Here is a 25,264-nt window from a genome sequence, read left to right as displayed (position 1 = left end):
AACAACCAATTATTCATTAACCTCAAATCAAATGTATAAAATTATTAATGCATTTCTATGCATGCGGCATTCCCGCGCACTTTTTAAACCGCTGCTGATCATGAAACTCATCATCATATTATTGACTGCTTCCATTTTACAGGTTAGCGCAGCTACCTATGCACAGCAGATCAGTATCAACGTTAAAGGGACGTCATTACAGCAGGTTTTTAAAAAACTGAGAAAGCAGAGCGGGTACAATTTTTTGTATGACAGCGATATGCTTGACAATGCCCGTCCGGTAAGTTTAAACCTGAGCCACGCCACGCTGGATGATGTGCTTAAAGCGTGTTTTGCCGGACAGCCGTTAACTTACGTAATTAATCAAAATACGGTTATAGTAAGGCTCCGTCCGGAGCCTGTTACTGATGCCGTGCAGGATGTTACCGTAAAGGGTAAGGTAGTTGATGAGAAAGGCTTGCCCGTACCCGGTGTAAGCGTTAAAATAAAAGGAACCAATACCGGTGCCGTAACCGATGCATCAGGTAACTATACTGTTAAGCTGCCTGCAGGCAATGAAACCCTGGTATTTACCTTTATAGGTTACGCCACGCAGGAAATAGCGGTGGCCGGTCGTACACAACTGGATGTTACTTTGAAGGAAACACAGTCGGCATTAAACGAAGTAGTAGTGGTTGGTTACGGTACCCAGAAAAGGGCTGATGTAAACGGTGCTATCTCATCGGTTAGTGCAAGCAAATTAAAAGATCAACCGGTAACCAACCTGCAGGGCGCTTTAGAAGGCAAAACATCCGGCGTACAGATCATCCAGAACTCCGGATCACCAGGTGCAACGGCACAGGTACGCATCCGTGGGTTAACTTCTTTAAGCAATTCAGATCCCTTATATGTAGTTGATGGTATCCCGCTGGCTTCAAATGATATTAATATCATCGATCCGAGCAATATCGAATCTATCGACATTTTGAAAGATGCTTCGGCACAGGCCATTTATGGTTCACGTGGTGCCAACGGTGTTGTGCTCATCAAAACCAAAAAAGGTAAAAAGGATAATTCGGTTATCTCTTTTGATACTTACCAGGGCATGTCGCAGGTGCGCAAAACGCTGGATATGTTAAGTGCTTCGGATTATGCAATGCTTAATAATGAGGCTTACAGAAACGCAGGCCAAAACCTGCAATTGCCAACCGACCTGACAGCATCATCGCCAACTACCGACTGGCAGAAAGCTTTGTTCAGAACTGCTTATATGCAAAATTATAATGTGGCGTTAAGCGGTGGCAGCCAAAACGTTACTTATCGTGTTAGCGGTGGTTATTTAAAGCAGCAGGGTACCATTGTTGGTTCGGATTATAACAGATTAAACCTGTCAAACAATCTGGTATTTACACCAAAATCAAACCTGGAGTTTGGCGAAAGCTTTGCCCTGAATAAATCGTTAACCCATAACGTACAAACCGATTACAATGGCAACTTAATTAACGATGCCTTTGCCGAAGACCCTACCATACCTGTTAAAAACCCGGATGGAAGTTACAGCGCTACTAAATATTCGGATATTGTAAACCCGCTGGCTAAAGTTCATTATTTATATGCCAATCGCCCATATAACCAATGGGGGTTGTTAGGCAATACTTATTTGCAATACAAGCCTATTAAAGGTTTAACGCTGAAATCGTCATACAGTATCGATCTTAAGTTTACTGATAACAAACAGTTTACACCAACGTATGATGTAGCACCTAACTTCAGGAACCCCAATCCATCGCTTTATCAGCAAAAAGATCAAACCAATCACTGGACCTGGGATAATACAGCTACCTATGATTTTACTTTGGGTAAAGACCACCACTTTGACGTACTGGCAGGCGTATCTGAAGAAAGGTTTACTTATAATAATGTGTACGGACAAAACCAGGGGCAGCCGGGCAATGATCCGTTTCTGCAATACCTTGATGCGGGTATCAGCAACCCGGTAACCGGTGGCAGCCAGCAACAGTGGGACCTGCTATCATACATCGGTCGTATCAACTACAATTTCCAAAACAAGTATTACCTTACAGCTACGCTGCGTCGTGACGGGTCATCTAAGTTTGGTGCCAATAACCAGTTTGGTAACTTCCCATCGGTAGCTTTAGGTTGGAATTTAACCAATGAATCCTTCTTCCCGAAAAACAATGCGCTTAGCTATTTAAAGCTTCGCGGAAGCTGGGGCAAACTGGGTAATCAATCGGTATTGGGTTACTACGATTATGCAGCTAACATCAATACCGGCTATTATGCTATCGGTTTGCCGGCATCGGCACAACCAACAGCAGGCCCTAATGGCTTGCCAAATCCGGATATCCGCTGGGAGCAAACCAAACAGTGGAACGCAGGTTTCGATTACCAGTTATTCAACGGCAAAATCACCGGCTCTTTTGATTACTACGAAAAAACTGCCGAAGATATGTTGCTGGTGCTCAACATCCCTTCAATATCCGGTTTTACCCAAAGTCCGCGTGAAAATGCCGGCTCAATGAAAAACTCAGGTTTTGAGTTTTCGGCAGATTATAATACTGAAATAACCAAAGACCTGCATTTTAATGCCGGTTTCCATTTTGCTACGGTTAAAAACAATGTATTAAGCCTTGAACAAACCGGCGAAAAAATCTATAGCGGTAACATCAAACCGGGACAAACAGAGCTAACCGAGGTTGGTCATCCTATAGCTTCGTTTTACGGCTATGTGGCCGATGGTATATTCCAAACTCCGGCAGATGTGACTAATCATGCTAAACAGGAAACCGGAACAGCTCCCGGCGATATCAGGTTCAAAGACCTTAACGGCGATGGTGTGGTAGATCAAAATGATCAAACCTTCCTGGGTTCACCCATTCCTAAATTAACTTACGGCTTTAACTTTGGTGCAAGCTATAAAGGGTTCGACTTAAACCTGGCTTTTTCAGGTGTTTATGGAAATAAGCTGCTTGCCGCTTATAAATACTACACTGATGGTTTCTTCATTTCCAACTATAACATGGAGAAGGAAGCATTGGGCAGGTGGACTGGCCCGGGAACAAGCAATACATTGCCGCGTTTAACCGCAAGCGATCCAAATAATAACTCGCGTATATCAAGTTTTTACCTGCAAAGTGGGTCGTATTTACGTTTACAAAACCTGACTTTCGGTTACACACTTCCACAAAAGTTTTTAGAGCGCTCAAAGATCAAGTCGTTAAGATTTTATTTCTCCGCTCAAAACCTGCTCACTTTCACCAAGTATACCGGGTATGATCCGGAGATAGGGCAGCAATACAGCGGAGCCGGTGGCAACCTGGATATGGGTATTGATAACGGTAACTATCCGCAAAGCCGTACGCTTTCGCTGGGTGCTAATCTATCTTTTTAACCGATGTACAATTTAAACGTTATTATCATGAAATCTAAATATATGATCCTGGGGGCTGCATTGTTAACCGGCCTTGCAGGATGTAAGAAATTTTTGAACGAAACACCAACCGCGCACCAGTCAACCTCAAGCTTTTATCAAACCAGCGATGACGCTGTAAGGGCTGTGACCGATGCATACAGAATGTTAAAAGACCAGGCTTACGGTGGCTATTCTCCCTCATCTTTCGGCGATATTATGTCAGATGATGCCAATAAAGGCGGCGGCGGCGCATCCGATCAGGGCCTGATACAGCAGCTTAAGATATTTACCGCCAAGGCTGATAACGGATATGTTTACAATGCCTGGAGAGATAATTTTAAAGGAATATACCTGTCAAATCTTGTATTGCAAAAGGTGCCGGCTATTTCAATGGATGATAAACTAAAGGCACAGGTGTTGGGCGAAGCGCAGTTTTTACGCGGATACTTTTACCTGCAATTGGTGAGGCTGTTTGGAAGGGTGCCATTGGTTACTACACCTTTAGAAAATGGCGAATTTGACGTAAAGCAATCAACAGCCGAACAGATATTTGCGCAGATTGAAGCTGATGCCAATGCCGCAATAGCCGCATTGCCTAATAAAACAGATCAGGCAGCAAGCGACCGTGGCCGGGCAACTAAAGGTGCCGCCCAGGCATTGCTGCTGGAAACCTATATGTGGGAAAAGAAATGGTCGCAGGCGCAGCAATTGGGTGATCAGATCATTACTTCGGGCCAGTATACATTGGCTCCGGATGTAACCCAGATCTGGACCCTGGCAGGTGAATTTGGCCCGGAATCAATATTTGAGGTAAACAACGAAAATATCCCCGGTAAAGGTGTAGGTAATTTATTAAACCTGTTTGATGCCCCGCGAAATACCTGGGGCTATGGCTTCACCGTTCCGTCTGAGTCACTTGTTAAAGAATTTGAAACCGGCGACCCGCGTTTAAAAGCTACGGTGATATTTAATAATGAGACAATGCCCGACGGTACAGTAGCAAATGCTTCAACCAGCGAAACAGGCTACTGGAACAGGAAATACTGGCTGGCTACTAATGAAATTCCAACCAATAACGGTGGTGGTGCAGGTGACGGCCCAACTAATGATCGTGTTTACGGCCTGGCACAGGTAATGCTCTGGACTGCTGAGGCTGCTTTCCAAAACGGCAGCACAGCTCACGCCACCGATCTGGTTAACCAGATCAGGGCAAGGGCCAGGAAAAGCGGCGGTAACACAGATACCTCTATTTTACCAGCCTACGCAACAGCAACTTTAGCTAATATTTACCACGAAATGCGTGTTGAAACTGCGCTGGGCGAGCATCGCCGTTTTTATGAATTGGTAAGAACAGGCAGGGCTGCAGCTTTGCTTCCGGGTTTCAAAGTAGGTATCAACGAGCATGTACCTATCCCGTTAACTGAGATCCAGTTAAGTGGCGGAGTGTTGACACAAAATCCAGGTTATTAAACGTGGTTTGGTGTGATGTGGAGTAATGCTCATCACACCAAATTATACGATGCCATTTAGAACGGACCGAGGCATGGATTAAGCGTGTGAGGTGAGGAGTGATCTTCAAAAAGCAAGCTTTCGATCATGAAGGGGGAAGAAGATTTTTCCCCTCGCCCTGCGTTTTTCTGCACGGCACGTTCTAAATGACATCGTATTTAAACAGACAGATTACTCACCGCAACCGAAATTATTTTCTTTCAATATAGGGTAAGGCCCAATTCAATGTACATATAGGCGATAACAAAATTATTGCTTAAACATGCTTGTAACCAAAGGCCTTCAATGAATGTGCCTGCTGAATTTTACCATACCTGGTTCAGGCGCGGAGTTCAACCTAAATTAATAAAAAACTTAATGATCAAACGCATCACACTATCAAGACTTTTAATTGTCATTCTTACATGTTTCTATTCTGCTGCCGGTGCACAAAGCAACGAGGTATCGCTCAACAGCTCGGCAGGGCAGCAATGGAAAGTTAAGCCCCAGGCCGATATTGCAGATGCATCAAGAATTAAAGATGCCGGCTATAACACTGCCGATTGGGTTGCCGCCGTTGTGCCCGGCACTACATTTGCCTCATATGTTGCAGCCGGTTTGGAAAAAGATCCCAATTTTGGCGATAATATTTATAAGGTTGACAAGGCTAAATACGACCGCAGTTTTTGGTACCGCACCGAGTTTAGTATACCTGCAAACTACACTAAAAAAACAACCTGGCTAAATTTTCGGGGTGTAAACCGTAAAGCAGATATCTACCTTAATGGCACGCTGTTAGGCTCGCTCGATGGTTTTATGCAGCGGGGGCATTTTGATATCAGTGCTTTAATGAACCGCAACGGTAAAAATGTACTTACCGCGCTGGTTTATATCCCAAAGCAGCCCCTGGCCAATGTGGGCAGCCCTAACTACGTATCAAGTGCAGGCTGGGACTGGATGCCTTACGTACCGGGACTTAACTCGGGCATTACCGATAATGTTTACCTGAGCAATACGGGTGATGTAACAATTAAAGATCCATGGATCCGCGCTAACCTCCCTACTAACGCCCGTGCCGATCTTTCAATAGCTCTGGAGGTTAAAAATACTGCAGCGAGCTCGCAGGCGGCCATCATCAAAGGGGTTATCATGCCGGGTAATATAGAGTTTCAGAAAAAGGTTTATGTTGATGCTAACGGTACTACGGATGTAAAGCTGAACAAACGCGACTTTGAACAACTGATGATCAACAGTCCGAAACTTTGGTGGCCTAACGGTTATGGCGAACCAAACTTGTATAACTGTAAGTTGAGTGTTAGCGTTGGCGACGAAGTATCTGATGTACAGAATATCAAATTTGGTATTAAAAGATATAGCTATGATACCATAGGCCATGTGTTGCATTTAGCTATCAATGGCACCAGGGTATTTATAAAAGGCGGCGATTGGGGCATGAGCGAGTACCTGTTGCGCTGCCGCGGAGCCGAGTACGATTATAAGGTGAAGCTGCATAAAGAGATGAACTTTAACATGATCCGCAACTGGATAGGTTCAACTACCGATGAGGAGTTTTATGACGCCTGCGATAAATACGGTATCATGGTTTGGGACGATTTCTGGCTCAACGCCAATCCTAACTTGCCTGCAGATATTACCACATTTAATGCTAACGCGATTGAGAAAGTAAAACGATTCAGAAACCATCCGGCTATTGCCGTTTGGTGTGCGGATAACGAGGGATGGCCCGAGCAGCCTTTGAGCGCCTGGCTGAAAGAAGACCTTGCTACTTTTGATGGCGGCGACCGCTGGTATCAGCCTAACTCGCACGCCGAAAACCTTACCGGCAGCGGCCCCTGGGATGCAAAAGACCCGCGCTATTATTTTACCGCTTATCCAACCGGTTTAGGCGGCAACAAAGGCTGGGGTTTACGTACCGAATTGGGTACAGCGGTATTTGTAAATTTTGAAAGCTTCAAAAAGTTTATGCCGAAAGAAAACTGGTGGCCCCGCAATGAGATGTGGGATCAGCATTTTTTCGGTCCGCGGGCATTTAACGCCGGGCCTGATAGTTATGAAGCAAGTATCACCAATGGTTACGGCGCACCAAAAGGTATTGAAGATTTTTGCCGCAAAGCCCAGTTTGTAAGTCTTGAAAGTAACAAGGCAATGTACGAAGGCTGGCAGGATGCCATGGGTGAGGATGCTTCAGGTATCATGACCTGGATGAGCCAGTCGGCTTACCCGTCAATGGTTTGGCAAACGTATGACTATTATTATGACCTGACAGGAGCGTACTGGGGCGTAAAAAAAGCTTGTGAGCCCCTGCACATCCAGTGGAACCCTGTAACCAATGCCATCAAGGTAATTAATACCACACGCAGGGATGCCGATGGTTTAACAGCTTCGGCAGATGTTTATAATCTGGATGGTACGCTGGTAAAGCAATACAGCTTGTCAAAAACGGTTGATGCGCCGGCCAACAGCTCGGGGACCGTATTCGATCTGAAGTTTAACCAGTACAAGGCCGATCTGGCAAAAAACAAAAAAGTAATAAGCTCATCATCAACCAATGGCGATGCATCTGCTATAAATGATGGTAACCCCGGTACGCGCTGGGCAAGCCGTTACAGCGATGGCGAGTGGGTTTATATTGACCTGGGTAAAGAGGAAGTGGTGAACGGGGTTGGCCTTAGCTGGGAAGATGCATATGCTAAAGCTTTCAAAATCCAGGTATCAACCGATGCCAGCCACTGGCATGACGTTTACAGTACTGACGATGGCCGTCAAGGCGAGCAAAAGATCACGTTTCCGGAAGTAACCGCCCGCTATGTTAAAATGCAGGGTGTTGAACGCGCTACCTACTGGGGGTATTCGCTTTACAATTTTGAAGTTTATCAAGGCGATGTAGCCAGCGAAGGCCTTTCGGATGTGCATTTTATTAAACTAAAGCTTACTGATAATGCAGGTAAACTGGTATCAGATAATTTTTATTGGAGAGGTAACAAACGTAAGGATTATACGGCGTTAAATACCCTGCCGAAAGTTGACCTGAAAACTTCTTACAAAACAATGAAGGCCGATGGCAAATATTATATCACCGCGCAGGTAACTAATCCCTCATCGTCAAAAGCTGTAGCCTTTGGAGTACGGGTACAGGCAATAAGGGCTTCAAGCGGCGAGCAGATTTTACCTGCAATCATGAGCGATAACTATTTCACCCTGTTAAAAGGCGAAACCAAAACGGTGAAAATTGAATTTAGCGCAGATGTGTTGGGTAGCGATAATATTAAGCTAAAAGCTGAGCCTTATAACAATCCTCAATAGTTGAAACTGTTAACCCGTTGAAGTATGGCAACTGCAGCGAAAGAAAGAAAGGCGAAAGAACACAGGCTGGTAGTATTACCGGCCCATGTGAAACAACAGGTGGCCAAAAACCCGATGAGCCGGAATATGCTGTTAACCGCCGCCGGATATTTTCCGAAGGCAGTTAACAGCCCGCGTCAACGGAGGTTTGGCAATAGTGATTATACGTTGATATATTGTACGGAAGGGGCAGGGACCATTAACCTTAAGGGTGTGGGCCATGAGTTACGGTCAAATGACTTTGTGATCATACCGGCTAAAACATCGTATCGTTATGAAAGCTCGGCGGCGGATCCCTGGAGTATATATTGGGTAAATTTTAAAGGGGACCTGGCGGCCGGACTTTATAACCGGTCGCTTCTAAACGGCCGGCAGATGGTTCACTGGGTACCTTATGATGAGCATCGCATCAGGGTTTTTGATGAGATCTGCCGTATCTCTGAGCTCGGGTATGATCAGCGTGAAACGGAGAAGATGAATTTTTACCTGCTGCATTTCATTACCTCACTCATATACCATGAAAAAAAGGAACACCCCGAGCGCAATGCCGATGCCATCAGTCAGTCTATCGCATTTATGAAAAACAACATAGGCCAAAAATATGAGATAAAAGAGTTAGCCATGCAGCAGGGTTTGCCACCGGCTTATTATTCGGCCAGGTTTAAAAAGGAAACGGGCCTGGCCCCTATAAAGTATTTTAATACGCTCAAGATTCAAAAGGCCGCAGGATACCTGCGTTTTGATAATCGTAACATTAAAAGTATCTGTGCCGATCTGGGTTTTGATGATCAGTATTATTTTTCGCGGTTGTTTACCCAAATTAACGGTTTATCTCCTTCAAAATACAGGCAGAAATTTCGCAGGCCTGTTAGAAGCTGTTTAAAAACGATTGAAAATATTTTGTAGAGACGCATAATTGCGTCTCCCGAAGGACAAGCCGGTTCAAGAGCGGCTCGGCTGCCGTAAATTGCAAGCGTGAGACGCAATTATGCGTCTCTACATTTAAAAACTATCGTTTTTAAACAGCCTGTTAATATTTCCTCATTAGGTTAATAATGTGATGTAAGTTTGCTTAGGCTGATTTAGTTAAGGAGATAGCTTATTTGGCTATCTCCTTAATTGTTGTATTTGATGGCCTTGTGCGGCCGCAATTGCCTCATTTTTAATTGAAAATTTTTGAAACCGATTTACAATTAAAGTTATGAAAGCTGAAAATCTGGTTCACATTTTTGTAGGTGAAGTTTTGCTCATTAAACCCACCGTATTGTTCAAGCTCAAAACGAACTAACTTTTCAGCGGCCGGGTTGAAGGTATTCAGATATTTAGAAAAATCCGGCAGTACAAAGCTGTTGCAGTTAGCTGCCGATGGTGAGTAAAGTTCAACATTTAAATTACTACCGGCTTGTACATTTAAGAAACTGGCGTGATAGTAATCAAACCTCCCCGAGCAAACTGTCGAAAAATTTGTGAGATTAGTACCATTTACGTTAAATGATGCATCAAAGCCGGGGGCCTGATCAGGAATGGTTTGTCCGGTTAAAATAAAAGAATACTGATATTGCCCCAGCGAGTACCCGGTATAAATATCATATTCCGGAAATGTTTCTCTCGGATAATAAACGTCGCCGTTGTTGGCAGTTACGCTTAAGGTCCCAAACCTGTAGCCTTGTGCGTAATTAGTATCGGGTTTGGCATTAACGCTGTAATAAAAGTTATTTCCGGGTGCAGTAACATGTTTTACAAGCGGCGTTTCTGTTAGTTGGTGCAGGTCTACATCCAAATCAACAGTGCCTTTAGGTATAGTGAAAAAGTTATAGGAGTACTGGTTGTTGCTTAACATTTGAACCCATAGTTTACTCCCTTCCTGGTATACAAGCTCCTGAAGATATGTACTGTCCGAAAGCTTGTTTATGTAACGATCAATTGCTGCTGTACTCATGGATATATTATCAAACCCCTGAGTGTTTTTTAAATGAGGTTTGAGAGGTGTAAATGGCTTTTGGGGGAGCCCTTGAGCAATGTTGGTATATACGCTGCCTTTTTTAACCTGTAGATATCCTGTTATGCTTGGGTTAAAACCACTAACTATCGGATCAAGCACGATAAACAAGTTGAACCTATCCTGTTCAAACGGAGTCAGTGACGATAATTTAAACGTAGAGGTGCCATTTATATATTTTACTGCATTGAGCACTTTGCCATTTTGGTCGGTAGCTATGAAGTAAACGTTACTGTTTATAAAATAGTAGTCATTGGTGTTAATATTTAATGTTAAAAGCGTACTTGAACTTGCGTTAACACTGTTATAGGCAAATGGTATAAAAGTTACCTGCAATGTGCCATTATTGTGTTGCACCCCAATATTATACTGGTTTAAAGTAACTGCCGACAGCCTTTTTGTTACTGTTTGCCCGGTTGCATTATCGTTAAAGCTAATTGCACCGGCGGTACCACCTTTAACATATAAGTAATAATATCCATTGATAAGCCCAAACTTGAAAGGCAACTTTACAGAATCTGCCTTAAATGTGGGTGTGCTATTGGCTGCAACCAGGTTTTGACTGATGGTGATCAGCGCATCATTGGTAGTGCCGGTTAATGAAGTGCCCTGTTTTTGGGTAAGCTTTAATCCGTTAATCTGGGCATTAAAGCGTATGAAAGTATCGGCAACGCTTGTTTGGTTTTTTGACGATAAGTAGATATTATAAGTGCCCTTTGCTAAGTCTTTGGTGTAAGTGGTTATTTTAGTTAAATCTGTGCTGTCTTTGGTAGTTGAAGCAACGGTATTATTTGAATTCAGAAGATCAAATTGTAATAAACCTTTTCCGCCAAAAACGTTAACCCATGTGCTGTTGGCAAATGGAGGGGTATTAACACTTTGGATAGAGAGTTGGGGTACGATATCAACGGTTTGGCCGTTACCGGGGTCTTTTTTACAACTGTTCAGGATCAGCAATACCCCGGCAAATATTGTAAGTAAATGTTTTTTCATGTGATAATGCTAATTAATGCGGGTTTTGGTTGAAGCTGTGAAGTTGAAAGCGTGTGATGTTATGGATAAATTACCGTACGAATTCGGTAGCGGTATAAGATCGTACTGGTTCATTGCCCTTAAGGTAAGATCTTTCATATATTGGTAACCATTGCTTAAGCTAAAAGCTATTGTACCGCTTGTAGCGTCTTTTGCATATAAAAAATAATACCCGTTTACTTTTCCAAAGTTATATGTGGTTTGATTGCCCGATTTAAATGTGGGGGTTACCGTGCTGTCAATTAGTTTAGTGCTAATTGTAATTACGGCGTCAGTAGTAGTTGCAGCCAGATCTACTGTTTCATCTTTATTAATAGCAACGCCGTTGACCCTTGACGTAAACCTTATAAAAGTATCGGCAACTGCTGTACTTTGGGTATTAAGTGTAATATTATATGTACCGGCTATAACCTGCTGCTTGTATGAAGTGGCATTTTTTAAGTTTACTATGGCTGATATTGATGACAATGTTACAGTATCACTGTTTTGAGGAGTTAACCTTAATGCTGCCAAACCGCCTAAAATGTGTTGCCAGCTACTATTTGGCGGTGGAACATAAACATTAGGACGTAATGATACGCCTATGAGCTGCGGGGGAGTAGGTGATGCCGACTGCTCTTTTCTGCAACCGGTAAATAAAATAAACAGTATAATGCAAATCGGTATTATTTTTTTCACTGTGAAAGGTTTAGCGGTTTGGAATTGAATGTATTTCTAAAAATAAGAAAAAATATTATCTGTCATAATTAAACAGAAATCTTTAGGGTAGATGTTTGATTTGGGCATAATACGCCCGGATATTTTTCAACCCTGTTTCCTGGAAAATATTAAAGGAGGCATGTTTAATGGCGGAAAAGCAGCAACCGGAAAAAAATAGCGGCCGTTGTTGTGTATTTCATGCAACTTCTCAAATGTTTTAACGCCAGCGTAATTTGATTTTCCACAGTACGCTTTGAAACACCAAAGCTGTCGGCTATTTCCTGGTTCGAAAGGTTTTTTACCCTGCTCAGATAAAATATCTCCTGGCAGCGCTTGGGGAGTTGCACAAGATATTGCTGTAGTTGCAATTGCAATTCCTGCTCAATAAGATGGTCTTCGCCTTCGTTATTTTGAAAAGGTTCATTTACAGGGTGGGTATCGCCTAAAATTAATCTGGGCGGTTTTGCAGCCCGCATACGGTTATATACCTGGTAGCGCGCAGCTGTAAGCATAAATGTTTGGAACGAATCTATTTCAAGCGTTTGGCGCCTGTTCCAGATGTTCAGAAAAATGTCGTGTACCAGTTCTTCGCTTATTTCCTGGTTTTTGAGGTAGCTTTTAGCCAGCTTGTACAATCTTACCCAGTACCGGTCAAACAGGGCAGTAAAAGCCAGCTCGTCGTTTTGACGTACGGCATTCCACAACTCGTGATCTGTTAGCGAAGTGTAAAGCATATAATTGGGTAGGTAAATGTATAAAAAGCAACGCTAATTTTTAAAATTATCGGTAAAGTGAAAAAAAGATCAAAAAAGTATGTGTGTGCCATGTGTTAATCTACACTTACTTTCTATAAACCTCAGATCGTAATATTCGATGATTAATAAAGAAGAATTTTTGGTGTTATATCAAAAGTATCTCGATGGCAGATGTTCTCCTGCCGAGAAGGAATTGCTGGCTGCATATAGCGATGATATGCATTTGCCTGATGACGCCTGGGCAGAAGATACCGATCCGATGGAGGTTCGTGCGCGGATTTGGCAAAAGCTGAGCGAGAGCAGGCAGGAAGCCATTGTAATGACGCCGAAGCATATCAGCTACAGGTGGTTATGGGCCGCCGCTTCACTGCTTATTGTTGGCGTACTTGCGGGATTATTGTTTATGCCTGTTAAAAAGAACCCCCTGGCTGATATTTTAGCCAAAAAAACAGAGACAGCGATATTGCCCGGAAGTAACAAGGCTTACCTCACTTTGGCAAACGGAACCAAAATAGTACTTGATGATGCCAAAAACGGTCAGCTTACTGCCGGAACTGGCGTAAAAGTGAGCAAAGCAGCCAATGGAGTAGTAGTTTATAAATTTGACAGGAGGCCAGATCAGCAGGATGGAACGGCCATGCCCCAAATTAATACGATCACAACGCCGCGCGGCGGTCAATACCAGGTGGTATTGGAAGATGGTACCAAAGTACAGCTTAATGCGGCATCATCTATCAAATTTCCGGAGTTTTTTAACGGGGCTAACCGCGAAATTGAATTGAACGGAGAGGCTTATTTTGAGGTGGCGAAAGATAAGGCCCATCCATTTATTGTTAAAGCCAATGGTACGCAGGTACAGGTGTTGGGTACTCATTTCAACATTAACGCTTATAGTGATAACGATGATATAACCACCACATTACTGGAGGGCTCGGTTAAAATGAGTAAAGGCACGGCTGCGGTAATGCTTTTACCGGGCCAACAGGGGACTGTAAACCAAAATGGCTCATCAATAAAAGTACAAAAGGCAGATGTTGAAGCCAATATGGCCTGGATAAACGGCTTTTTTATATTTCATGATCAAAGCATTATAAATATCATGAAGCAGGTAAGCCGCTGGTATGATGTGGATGTTGAATATCAGGATGCCCAGGTTCAGGAAAATGAATTTGGCGGTACTATATCAAAATATAAGGACATTAAAGAATTGCTTGATAATATTAAGCTTACAGGTAGTATTCACTATAAAATTGAAGGAAGGAGGGTTATCATTATGAAGTAACCTCATACTTATATAATGCTATCCCAAAAAGAAAGTAACCAGGAGCGTTCGCACCGCCCCTGGCTCAATGCTACGGGTAGCAATCAGGTCAGTTAACGATCATTTTTCTCACAACCAATTATTTAACCTAACATTCAAATGTACAAAAATTCTACTGCATTAAAGCGCGGGGAGATACCCTGTGCTGTATCAAAAATATTTCTGATCATGAAATTGTCGTTCTTTTTGTGTGTGGTTTCGATACTTCAGGTAAGTGCCTCAACCACATTTGCACAAAGGATAAGCCTAAGTAAAAGCAATGCTTCGCTTGTCGAAACACTTAAAGACATTCATAAGCAAAGCGGTTATAGCGTGCTCTATAACTCAAAAATGCTAAAAAGGGCCTTACCTGTAAGCGTTGATTTGAAAAATGCTGCTCTTGAAGAGGCCCTGCGCGAATGTTTTCGCGATCAGCCCTTCAGCTATGTAATTAACAATACAACTATTGTAGTTACACCCAAACCGGCCGAAAATAGACCGGTACAGGTAATTACCATTACGGGCTCAGTAAAAGATCAGAAAGGCGCACCACTACCGGGGGTAACCATAAAAGTTAAAGGTACCAATACAGGAGCGCAAACCAATATAGATGGTAATTACACCATCACCGTAAATGATAATAATGCTGTATTGGTTTACTCATTTATAGGCTTTGTTAACCAGGAAGTAACCGTTGGCAATCAAACCAAAATTGATATAGTGCTTAAAGAGCAAACATCGGCACTTAACGAAATTGTGGTGGTTGGTTACGGTACCCAAAAGAAAGCGAATCTTACCGGTGCTGTATCGTCGGTATCAGGCGAAACACTGAATAAACGCCCTGTTGTTAACCCGGCGTCTATGCTTGAGGGCCTTGCCCCGGGTGTACAGGTAAACACGGGTTCTGGTGAGCCGGGAAATGAGGCCGTATCTATCCGGATCCGCGGCAACAGTACGTTTAGCGGAGCGGGTTCAGACCCATTGGTGTTGATTGATGGTGTGCCTGGGAGCTTCAGCGATGTCAACCCGACTGATATCGACAATGTATCAATTTTGAAAGATGCGGCTTCCGCATCCATCTATGGTTCAAGGGCCGCCAATGGCGTGGTGCTGGTAACAACCAAACAAGGTAAAGCCGGGCAAATGTCTGTTACTTATGATGGTAATTTGGGTTACAGCAGTCCTACCAAAATGTTTAAACTGGTAACTAACTCGGCCCAGTATATGGAGATGTTTAATCAGGCCCGTATTAACAGTGGTACAACTGATGCCGGATCGCTTTACCCGCAAGATCAGATCGAGTTATACCGTAACGCTACAGATAGGGTGCGTTATCCTAATACCGATTGGTTAAGCCTGATATTCAGAACTGCCCCTACTCAAAACCATAACCTGACATTTACAGGCGGCAGCGAAAAAACCACTTACAACGTATCATTAGGATATATTAACCAGGATGGTATTGAAAGAGGATTTGACTACAAGCGTTATAATGCACGCATCAATTTAACTTCAAAAATTAACGATCATATAAAATTTGGTACCAACGTATTATTAAAATCAGGCACAAGAGGTGCTGTAGCCGGCAATCCATCGTCACCAACCCAGTGGGACGGTTCATCGATGGACCTTTTCCTTTCGGCTATGTCACAAGCGCCAACTTATGGCCCTTATTTAGCTGATGGCAGTGGCAGGTATACCTTCAAGGCATATGATTTTGAGTATAACAATAAAAACCCGATAGCGGTACTTGATCAAAACTTCAGGAGGATCACTAATGATTATGCAGTAAATGCACAGGGCTGGTTTGAGGTTCAGTTTACTAAAGACATTTCCTGGTATACCAAGGGTGCGGTGAACTTTAATATGGATAAATACAAGGATTTTAAAGCCACCCTTGATGAATATAACTTCCAGACTAATCAGTTGGCAACATCGCTTGACCTTGGTAAGGGCTTAACCGAACAGGACGAGCAAACCGTATATACCAACCTGTTTAGCTACTTAAATTACGCTCATAATTTTCATGGGCACAACCTTAAGGCACAATTTGGTTACAGCATTGAACAAAGTAAGTATCAGTACCTGCAGGGATACCGCAAAAACTTCCCGGATCTGGATCTGCAGGAGCTGAACGCAGGTGGTTCTGATATCCAAAATGCCGGTGGAACCAGTAATCAATGGGCTTTGATGTCCTACTTCGGTCGTTTAAATTATGATTATAAGGGCCGTTACCTTTTGGAAGGCAATATTCGTGACGACGGAAGCTCAAAATTTGACGGTAAAAATAAATGGGGTGTATTCCCATCATTTTCTGCAGGATGGCGGGTTACAGAAGAGCCTTTTATAAAAGCCCTGAATTTAACCTGGCTGGATAATTTCAAATTAAGAGGTTCATGGGGACAGCTGGGTAATCAAAATATAGTAATTAATGGTTACGGAGCCAATTATCCATACCAGGCCTTGTTGAATTTCACCGGAAACTATTCTTTCGATAACTCGACACTGGTAACTGGTGTAGCCCAGCAAAATCTGAACAATCCTGTCATTAAATGGGAAACTACAACCATGACCGATATTGGCTTGGATGTTACTGTTTTCAAAAACTTCAATTTAACCGCCGATTGGTATAATAAAACAACATCGGATATTTTAAGGCAGGCGCAGGTTACTGCAGCTGTGGGCTTAAGTGCTCCTACCATCAATGATGGATCGGTGAACAACAGGGGTATCGAACTTGGCGTATCATATAATAACGTAATAACCGACGGTGCTTTAAGAGGCTTAGCTTTTAATGTAGGCGCAAACGTTGACCATAACGCTAATAAACTGGTAAAATTTGGTCAAACCGAAATTGGAGATTATACCATCAACCAAAATGGGCTGCCATGGAATTCATTCTATATGCTGCAGGTTGTCGGCATCTTCCAATCGGCACAAGAGGTTGCTAATTCTCCTAAACAGTTCTCTGATTCTACCTTACCGGGCGACCTGAAATATAGAGATGTGAACGGCGATGGTAAAATTGATCAGAATGATAAAACCGTAATCGGTGGTGTTTATCCCAAGCTAAATTACTCATTTAACTTGTCGGCCAGCTTTAAAGGCTTTGATCTGTCGGCCATGATGCAGGGCGTATACGGCGTAAAATCATACGTATCGGGCTGGGGCACTATACCATTTGTACAAGGTTCGTCGCCAACTACAGATTGGTTAAACGCCTGGACTCCTGAACATCCTTCAACCACTATGCCGCGTATTTATTTTGGACAAAGCGCACCGGATAAAATTGGTCGCAGGTCATCGTACTTCCTGCAGGATGCATCGTATTTGAGGCTTAAAAACCTGGTATTTGGTTATACCCTGCCTTCACAACTTACCAAAAAAGTAGGTATCAACCGCTTAAGGGTTTATTTCGCAGGCGATAATCTGTTAACCATAACCAAATTCAAGGGCCTTGATCCTGAACGCTATGGCAGCGGCGACCAGGTACAGTATCCGCAAAATAAAATCTACTCTTTTGGTTTGAACGTATCCTTTTAATTAGCCACATGAAAAATCGAATTATAATAACCACTATATTAATTACATCGCTGTTTTTAGGCGCATGTAAAAAGGCCCTTGATCTAAACCCCAATGACCAGATCGCCACCTCAACTTTCTATAAAACGAAAGCTGATTTTGACGCGGCTTTGGCAGCTGTTTACGCTTCCCTTCAGCCCGAAGAGTTTTCTTACGGCATGGGTTTCAGGGATGGCTTTACCGATAACGGATACAACCAGTTCAATTCGGGCAGTGCCAAGGATTTTGTTCAGGGTAACTTTAACCCAACTACCGGTGGTTATGAAACTGCTATTTATAACGATAGCTATACCGGTATTGCAAGGGTGAACCTGTTTCTGCAAAATTTAGGTAATTACAAAGGTTCAGATATTTCTGATAGTCAGCGTAAAGTGTACGAGGGCGAAGTAAGGTTTATCCGTGCTTTTCTTTATTTTCAATTATATAGTATTTATGGCGATGTTCCTTTGGTGGTGCAACCTCTTGATTTGAGTAATCAAAAGCAGCCTAAAGTTGCTGCCGCACAAGTACTTGCTCAAATCACTGCCGATTTGGATTATGGCATTGCCAATTTGAATACCGCAGCTTATTACGCCAACGGTGGTCATGCCTCGGCTTCGTCTGCAAAGGCTTTAAAGGCAAGGGCTTTATTGTTTGCGGCGTTTGGTAGCAACGGCACACCGGATGCAACCATGCTAACACAGGTAAGGGACCTTTGTCTTGATTTAATGAGCCAATACAAATTGAGTACCAATTTTGAGGATATTTTTAGGGATGCTACCCAGAAAAACAATACAGAAATTATTTTTTCTGTTAACTTCCTGGCTCCTAACAATACAGCCCCATGGGATATGTATTATGGCGATTGGGATGCCTGCGCACCAATGCAAAATATGGTAGATGCTTATGAGTGTACTGATGGACAGCCTTATGGTACTTCGCCGTTAACCGATACTAAAAACCAGTTCAACAACCGCGACCCTCGTTTGCGCAAAACTGTGTATGCCGATTCTGTTGATTTTGGTCCGGGCAAAGTTCATCATCCTTCAAACCTCAGGCCCACAGGCTATGGAGTTATCAAATTCCTCGAACCTAATAACATGCCTTATGGTTTTTCAACGCTTAGCCAGCAGGATGCAGTTATACTGCGTTTAGGCGAGGTAATGCTGATGTATGCAGAAGCCCAAAATGAAATTGCGGGCCCTGATGCAACGGTTTATAAAGCCATGGCCGATTTACGTGCACGTGTAAATATGCCTGCCTACCCGGCGGGATATACCAAAGATCAGATGCGCCAACGCATCAGGCACGAACGCCGTGTTGAGCTTGCTTTTGAAGGGTTACGTCATTATGATTTGTTAAGATGGCACATTGCGGGTCCTGTACTTAACGCTGTGGTATCATCCCTTATCAATTATCATTTTGAGGATAAGTTTTACCACTGGCCGCTTCCGCAAACAGAAATTGATAAGAGTGGAGGGATATTAATTCAAAACCCTGATTATAAATAATATCAGGATAAATTACATGCAAAATCGATAGGTGATTTCGAAATTACTGAAATTGATCTGCATGCAATAAAAACAAAAATAAGCCGCCCCAGTAGGGTGGCTTATTTTTGTTAAAGTGTTAACTGCGAGTAGTGTAATTTATAGCAAGCTATGCTGTCCATAGTTTTATCCGGCTTTTTAATTAAAAACTGCTTAATTAATGATTAAATCTGCATATTTGCGCATATGATGAGGCTTCCCAAGTCTCGTTGTGATAAGGTTTAGGAAAAAGTCCCGGCGGCGAGCGTTTGGGGCTTTTGTTTTTTAAACACAATGCTATTGCTACTGAAAATAATACGGAAACGATAGGGGTATAATCTAATAACTGCAGGCGCTGCCCAGGCTGGCTTCTGAAATACAATAGTGATCTCTGCTAAAATATTAGGATACATCTTGAAGTTTTAAAAAACAGCTTGACGCAATTTAGGGTGTGCCTTAATAAAAAAAGCCATGCTTTTTACAAAGCATGGCCGAATGTTAGTTATTTAATACCCCTATTAAAATAACTTATGTATCAAATATATATTGATCTGTGCAAAAAAATAAATTGTAATATAAAAAATACAAAAGCCCATCGATGATAGGCTTTGGCAGACATAGGGTCCGTAGGGGTATTAATGTTCTCCAATTCAGGTGTTACAAATATACCCTTCAACATTCGGAGTGATCAATAAAAACGATGGAAATTGGTAACGACTTTGTTATAAAACGATATCGTAGGATAATTTAGACGGTGAACACGACAACTGCTACGGTTAGCCATTTAAATTAAGGTTTAAAATAGCGATATTGGAGTAATCGCTAACTGAAGTTATGAACCAATTCATCAATTTTTTCTGGACTGTACTCGGTTTTGCTGCAGTATTCCATTATTGGTTCTCGGTGGGTTTGTCTGCCTGGTTTTATGTTTTTATCTGCTTAAGTTTTATTTCCGCGTTTCTTTCCCGAAACTTTTTTTACAGGATACAGTTAAGCCGCGAAACAAAATTTTACGAGCGTTTAGGGGTAAGGTTCATCCGTAAATTTGTTCAGCACGGCGATTTGGCAAACAGGATAGCAGGAAAAAACTCAACCATACAACGGGCTGCAGATCCCGAAAAATATCTCAGTACCATTATGATGTATGAACGGTATCATTTTATCTGTTTTATCTTTTTCCTGCTCACAAATATTGTAGCTATAATTCAGGGACACTATGCAGTTGCATTGCTTATTATGATAAGCAATGTTGTTTATAATGTTTTTCCTATTTTATTACAACAGTTTAACCGGATCAGGGTGTTGAGGTGCTATAACCAAAAATCAGTTTAAGGTTGCATTAAAAGCGACACCTGGATGATCGGGATTGTTATTGCCCTTCCGAATGAGGCCGTACATCAGTTTAAAACGGCTTTTAACTTTCTGCGTTCTGCTTTTAGTTTTCCATGAAATCAGCCTTATTTCATCATTAAATCAATAGTGTACTACAATGAAACAATACTGTACCGCTTAAAAAGTGCCGTGAACTAACATTGTCCTCATAAACCAATTGAAATTTTATGAGGAAAATTATTTACACAAAATTTGCCTGTATACTCATGGTTTTGCTTAGCGCCTTCACGGCCATGGCACAGCAAAGAGAAGTTACAGGTATAGTCACCGATCAGGAGGGCTTTACCCTGCCCGGTGTTTCAGTGGCTGTTAAAGGCGGCGCTGCGCAAACCGCTACTGATGCAAAGGGTAGCTTTAAGATCAGTATATCCGGTAACGGAAATATCCTGGTGTTTAAATTTCTGGGGATGCAAACCCAGGAGGTAAAAGTTGAAGCAAGGCAAAGCAAAATCAATGTAAGCCTGCTTAATGCCCGCCGCGATTTGAACGAAGTTGTTGTTGTAGGATACGGCACAGCTAAAAAGCGTGATGTTACAGGTTCGGTAGGATCATTAAAAGGAAGTGACCTGATTAAAACCCCCGCGGCATCAGTTGACGCGTTATTGCAGGGCAAGGTACCCGGCTTACAGGTATTAACAACATCGGGGCAACCGGGCTCGGGTTCAACCATCCGTATCCGGGGACTGGGGTCAAGGGCCGATGCTAACCCGCTGGTTGTAGTTGATGGTTTACCTTTGGGCGATGCCGGTAACCTGAAACAAATTAACCCGGATGATATCGAATCAATTGATGTATTGAAGGATGCCTCTTCGGCAGCTATCTATGGCTCAAGAGGAGCTAATGGTGTTATCCTGGTTACTACCAAAAGAGGCAAAACCGGCCAGGCACATATCACCTTAAGTACGCTTACTACCGTATCAACTCTTGGCAACAAACTTGATGTTTTTCATGACCCTGTTGAAGCCGCTACTATTGATAACCAGGCCCGCATTAACGCCGGTATTGCACCGCTGTTTATAGGGCAGGTTTACGGTGGTACATATTATCCTTCATTGGCCGAGCTCAGAGGTATTGATCCTAATAAATCCCAATGGGCATATAATACTGATTGGGCCAAACTGGTTTACCGTAACCCGGTATCACAAAACTACACCCTCTCTGCCGATGGCGGGAACGACAAAACGAGGTATTCGATATCCGGCAATTATTATAACGAGCAAGGCCTGGCTATCCAGAACGGGTATAAAAAATACACCGGTCGTGTAAACCTGGAGCAAAAGCTTAAACCTACAGTTACGTTGGGTACTAACCTTATTGTTACTTCAACCCAAAATTACGGGCAAGGCTTATCTGTAGACAGGAGCATTGTTTTTCCGGCGTTTAATCCGGATGGTACCTATTTTCACATCGGCAGCAACGACTTTGGTAACCCGCTGCAAATTGCCAACGAGGTACTCAACAAAAGCAAAACTATCGATCTGTTAGGTACAGCCTACATTAATTGGGAAATCATTAAAGGGCTTAATGTAAAAACACAGTTTAGCTATACGCATGGTAACGCTGTTAATGATAATTACCAGCCAAGAGATGCTACCTCAACAGGTTACCTGTTTCAAGGTTATGGAGACATCAACAACTATAACGGCGATCACCTTATCAACGAAAACTATTTAACTTATGACAGGAACATCGGTAAGCAGCATCACATTAACGTTGTAACCGGTTATACGCAGGAAACCAATACTGTACGCACATCTGATTTGCAGGGCCACGGTTTTGTGAACGATGTACTGGAAAACGAAAACCTGAAATCGGCTACTACGCAATTCATTAGCAACGGGCTTACTAAAACTGCCTTACAATCATTTATTGGCAGGGCAAATTATACATTTATGGATAGATACCTGTTTACGTTTACGGGCAGGGCAGATGGTTCATCGGTATTCGGTGAAAACCATAAATGGGCATTTTTTCCTTCGGGAGCTATAGCCTGGAGGGCTAATGAAGAGGCCTTTATCAAAAATATCAGCCAAATCTCAGAGTTGAAGATCCGCGCCAGCTACGGTTTAACCGGTAACCAGGGTATCAGCCCGTACCAGTCGCTGGCTACGCTGGGCAGCTACAAGTATTTTACCGATGGCGGTTTCCAAACAGGTTACGGCCCGCCGTACTATAACGATGGGTCAAACACCAACAGTAAGGTATTTAACGGCCTGCAAAACAAAAGTTTGAAATGGGAAACCACCCGCCAATTGGATATTGGTTTGGATTTAGGCTTGTTTAACCAGCGCTTTACCTTAACTGCCGATTATTACTATAAGCATACTACCGATCTGCTTCGCCAAAACCAGGTTGCCTTATCATCAGGTTTTTCGGTGATTGAAGTAAATGACGGTACTATTGACAACCGCGGCGTGGAGCTATCAGCCAATGCGCAGATCTTCCAGGGAAATAAGTTTTCGTGGAGCGTAGGCGGCAACTTTGCGCTGAACAGGAATAAAGTAATTGCCATTGGCGGCGGCAACCAGATAGAAGCTAACGGGCAGGATATTGAAGCCATTCGCGCACCATTAAACTACTACATTAACGGGCAACCCGCCAATGTTTTTTTGGGCTATAAATTTGATGGCATTGTACAAACAGCAGGCGGCACTAACCCGGTTGATGGTACGGCAGCAACCGTAGGCGATATCAAATACTTAGCGGGCGGGCCAATTGCGGTAGGGCAGGGCGAGTACATTATCGGCAACCCTAACCCTAAGTTTTATTACGGCTTTAATACCTCGTTAAAATATGGTCAGTTTGATTTGTATGCACAGTTTTACGGCGTAAGCGGTAACGACATATTCAATTTTCAAACTTTTACACCAAGTGCGCAGCTGCAAGCCTGGACACCTGATAACCATACCAACCTGTATCCAAGCGTAAATGCTACCCGTGTGTACTATGCTTCAAACTGGTATGTACAAAAGGGAACCTACCTGCGCCTGCAAAACGTTAACCTGGGTTACACGCTTAAACCCAATTTAATTAAAGGCATCTCTAATCTGCGGGTTTACTTTTCAGGTACCAACCTGTACACGTTTACCAATTTCAGCCCAAGCTTTGATCCTGAAGTTGGCGAAAACGGACAGTTTGGTGGTAATTACCGCAAGCCGCGCCAGTATTCGCTGGGCTTAAATGTTAGTTTTTAATTAAACAGCCATCATCAACATGAATAAATTTAAATACACCATTATAGCTTTAGCTGCAACAACCATGGCGTTGTCGTGCAAAAAGCAGCTGGAAGAAAAGCCTTATGGGTTTTTATCCACCACCAACTTTTACAAAACTGAGTCGGATGCTAATTCGGCGCTTATTTACGCTTATTCTATCTTGCCCGATCTGGGTTATTATTCGCGTAATTTTATTGTGTTAACAGAGCTGCCTACTGAGGACGTTGCCGCTGCCAGCGGTAAAAGTGCTGATGAAATGCTGCTTGATCAATTAACTGTTACACCAACCAATGGTGTACTGGCCCCAGCTTACCAGTTTCCATATGTGGGGATCAATCGTGCTAACCTGGTTATCAAATACGTGCCTGCTATTACCGGTATAACCGATGCGGCAAAAAATGAGATCCTTGGCGAGGCTTATACGCTCAGGGCCTTGCATTACTTTAACCTGGTACGTTTGTTTGGTGCTGTGCCTTTGCATACCGATCCGGTTGATGATATCAGCCAAACCAACCTGCCCAAATCAAGCATGAAAGATATTTATGATCTGATCATTGCCGACTTAACAAAAGCCACCGGAATGATGGATCAGACCGTAAGGCTTGGCCGCGTAAACCAGGTAGGGGCAGAGGGTATTTTAGCCAAAGTTTATCTTACACTGGCATCTGCCAAAGCGAGCAGTTCGCCGGGCTATGATTTTGTAAGCAATGCCGATGATATGTACAGCAACGCCAAAACCTGGGCTGCAAAAGTGGTTACGGGGCAATCGGTTTACAGCCTTGATCCTGATCTTGTGGCTATTTACGATGTAAACAAGAAACTTGGGCCCGAGCATTTGTTTGATGCCTCGGTTGACAGGAGCGGTGCCGATGAAGGCCAGTACTCTAAACTGCCGCTGTTTTTTATGCCTAACCTCAACTTCCGTTTACCCAACGGAACCTATGTACCCGGTGGCTTTAACGAGTTCCTGACCGAGAGTGGTATTTATGACAGCTTTGATGCCAATGATAAACGCAAAAGCCAGCTGATCATCTCCACCATTTATGATGTGGGCGATGCCGGTGGTAATAAAGGCCCAACCCAAAATCTTAGCATTACCGATTCATATTACCGTCCGTTCAGCAACAAGTTCAATGACTCTGGCTGGCAAACCGGTCAGCAAACCAGTGCCAATACGCCTATTCTTCGCTTTTCGGATGTGTTACTGATCTATGCTGAAGCATGCGGCCCAACTGCTGAGGGGTATGCTGCCGTAAACCGGATCCGTACCCGGGCAGGCCTGGGTAATCTGCCGCCGGGGTTGTCGGTAGCACAATTTAGGGACGCAGTGATCCAGGAACGCAAATGGGAGCTTTGTTTTGAGGGAAACCGTCTGTTTGATCTTCGCCGTAGTCACAAAATGGAATCAGTGTTGAAGGATACCTATGGTAAAACCATCACCGGCGATCCGTACTATTTCCCAATTCCGCAGGCCGAGGTAAATAAGAACCCCAATTTAGGTAAGTGATCAAATAATTAT

13 protein-coding genes are annotated in these 25,264 nt (G+C 43.1%); 10 read left to right on the top strand and 3 right to left on the bottom strand.

The window, feature by feature from the left end; genetic code table 11:
- The first annotated feature begins 31 nt into the window (after nt 1-31).
- From MTO98_RS22700 to MTO98_RS22685, 4 genes are all read left to right on the top strand, one after another.
- Nucleotides 32-3,391 carry a TonB-dependent receptor gene (locus MTO98_RS22700; protein WP_243481267.1) on the top strand — a complete coding sequence of 1,120 codons (3,360 nt, stop codon included), beginning with the start codon at nt 32-34 and terminating at the stop codon, nt 3,389-3,391.
- Nucleotides 3,392-3,418: 27 nt separating this feature from the next.
- Nucleotides 3,419-4,882: a RagB/SusD family nutrient uptake outer membrane protein gene (locus tag MTO98_RS22695; protein ID WP_243481266.1), complete on the top strand. Its 1,464-nt coding sequence runs from the start codon at nt 3,419-3,421 to the stop codon at nt 4,880-4,882.
- A 396-nt stretch (nt 4,883-5,278) separates the two neighbouring features.
- Nucleotides 5,279-8,224, top strand: a complete 2,946-nt coding sequence (locus tag MTO98_RS22690) for a discoidin domain-containing protein (RefSeq protein WP_243481265.1) — start codon at nt 5,279-5,281, stop codon at nt 8,222-8,224.
- Nucleotides 8,225-8,248: 24 nt separating this feature from the next.
- The gene (locus MTO98_RS22685; RefSeq protein WP_243481264.1) at nt 8,249-9,169 is read left to right on the top strand and encodes an AraC family transcriptional regulator; all 921 of its coding nucleotides are present in this window, start codon (nt 8,249-8,251) and stop codon (nt 9,167-9,169) included.
- Nucleotides 9,170-9,425: 256 nt separating this feature from the next.
- On the opposite strand, the gene MTO98_RS22680 is transcribed toward MTO98_RS22685, so the two are convergent.
- From MTO98_RS22680 to MTO98_RS22670, 3 genes are all read right to left on the bottom strand, one after another.
- On the bottom strand, nt 9,426-11,255 hold the full coding sequence (locus tag MTO98_RS22680; protein WP_243481263.1) for a hypothetical protein: 1,830 nt from the start codon (nt 11,253-11,255) through the stop codon (nt 9,426-9,428).
- Nucleotides 11,256-11,264: 9 nt separating this feature from the next.
- A complete protein-coding gene (locus MTO98_RS22675; protein ID WP_243481262.1) occupies nt 11,265-11,972 on the bottom strand; it encodes a hypothetical protein in 708 nt (235 codons plus the stop codon).
- Nucleotides 11,973-12,136: 164 nt separating this feature from the next.
- Nucleotides 12,137-12,727 (bottom strand): RNA polymerase sigma factor, encoded by a 591-nt coding sequence (locus tag MTO98_RS22670; RefSeq protein ID WP_243481261.1) that lies wholly within the window; start codon nt 12,725-12,727, stop codon nt 12,137-12,139.
- A gap of 139 nt (nt 12,728-12,866) precedes the next feature.
- On the opposite strand from MTO98_RS22670, the gene MTO98_RS22665 reads away from it, so the two are divergent.
- The 6 genes from MTO98_RS22665 (at nt 12,867) to MTO98_RS22640 (ending at nt 25,252) form a co-directional block, all read left to right on the top strand.
- Nucleotides 12,867-14,030, top strand: a complete 1,164-nt coding sequence (locus MTO98_RS22665) for a FecR family protein (protein WP_243481260.1) — start codon at nt 12,867-12,869, stop codon at nt 14,028-14,030.
- Between the two features lie 138 nt (nt 14,031-14,168).
- Entirely contained in the window at nt 14,169-17,591 is a 3,423-nt protein-coding gene (locus tag MTO98_RS22660; protein WP_243481259.1) for a TonB-dependent receptor, read from the top strand.
- Nucleotides 17,592-17,599: 8 nt separating this feature from the next.
- Complete coding sequence (locus MTO98_RS22655; protein ID WP_243481258.1) at nt 17,600-19,120, top strand: RagB/SusD family nutrient uptake outer membrane protein; 1,521 nt, start codon at nt 17,600-17,602, stop codon at nt 19,118-19,120.
- An 852-nt stretch (nt 19,121-19,972) separates the two neighbouring features.
- A complete protein-coding gene (locus tag MTO98_RS22650; protein WP_243481257.1) occupies nt 19,973-20,470 on the top strand; it encodes a hypothetical protein in 498 nt (165 codons plus the stop codon).
- Nucleotides 20,471-20,697: 227 nt separating this feature from the next.
- Nucleotides 20,698-23,724 (top strand): TonB-dependent receptor, encoded by a 3,027-nt coding sequence (locus MTO98_RS22645; protein WP_243481256.1) that lies wholly within the window; start codon nt 20,698-20,700, stop codon nt 23,722-23,724.
- Nucleotides 23,725-23,743: 19 nt separating this feature from the next.
- Nucleotides 23,744-25,252 (top strand): RagB/SusD family nutrient uptake outer membrane protein, encoded by a 1,509-nt coding sequence (locus tag MTO98_RS22640; protein WP_243481255.1) that lies wholly within the window; start codon nt 23,744-23,746, stop codon nt 25,250-25,252.
- The last annotated feature ends 12 nt before the right edge of the window (nt 25,253-25,264 follow it).

This window comes from Mucilaginibacter sp. SMC90, assembly GCF_022811725.1.
Lineage (GTDB): Bacteria > Bacteroidota > Bacteroidia > Sphingobacteriales > Sphingobacteriaceae > Mucilaginibacter.
This window is presented reverse-complemented; position numbering and strand designations above follow the sequence as displayed.

Excerpts from the sequence above, each read along its gene's own strand:
- MTO98_RS22670 (WP_243481261.1), bottom strand. The coding sequence starts at position 12,727 with ATGCTTTACACTTCGCTAACAGATCACGAGTTGTGGAATGCCGTACGT.
- MTO98_RS22690 (WP_243481265.1), top strand. The coding sequence starts at position 5,279 with ATGATCAAACGCATCACACTATCAAGACTTTTAATTGTCATTCTTACA.
- MTO98_RS22695 (WP_243481266.1), top strand. The coding sequence starts at position 3,419 with ATGAAATCTAAATATATGATCCTGGGGGCTGCATTGTTAACCGGCCTT.
- MTO98_RS22660 (WP_243481259.1), top strand. The coding sequence starts at position 14,169 with ATGTACAAAAATTCTACTGCATTAAAGCGCGGGGAGATACCCTGTGCT.
- MTO98_RS22650 (WP_243481257.1), top strand. The coding sequence starts at position 19,973 with ATGAACCAATTCATCAATTTTTTCTGGACTGTACTCGGTTTTGCTGCA.
- MTO98_RS22685 (WP_243481264.1), top strand. The coding sequence starts at position 8,249 with ATGGCAACTGCAGCGAAAGAAAGAAAGGCGAAAGAACACAGGCTGGTA.
- MTO98_RS22655 (WP_243481258.1), top strand. The coding sequence starts at position 17,600 with ATGAAAAATCGAATTATAATAACCACTATATTAATTACATCGCTGTTT.
- MTO98_RS22640 (WP_243481255.1), top strand. The coding sequence starts at position 23,744 with ATGAATAAATTTAAATACACCATTATAGCTTTAGCTGCAACAACCATG.
- MTO98_RS22665 (WP_243481260.1), top strand. The coding sequence starts at position 12,867 with ATGATTAATAAAGAAGAATTTTTGGTGTTATATCAAAAGTATCTCGAT.
- MTO98_RS22700 (WP_243481267.1), top strand. The coding sequence starts at position 32 with ATGTATAAAATTATTAATGCATTTCTATGCATGCGGCATTCCCGCGCA.
- MTO98_RS22680 (WP_243481263.1), bottom strand. The coding sequence starts at position 11,255 with ATGAAAAAACATTTACTTACAATATTTGCCGGGGTATTGCTGATCCTG.
- MTO98_RS22645 (WP_243481256.1), top strand. The coding sequence starts at position 20,698 with ATGAGGAAAATTATTTACACAAAATTTGCCTGTATACTCATGGTTTTG.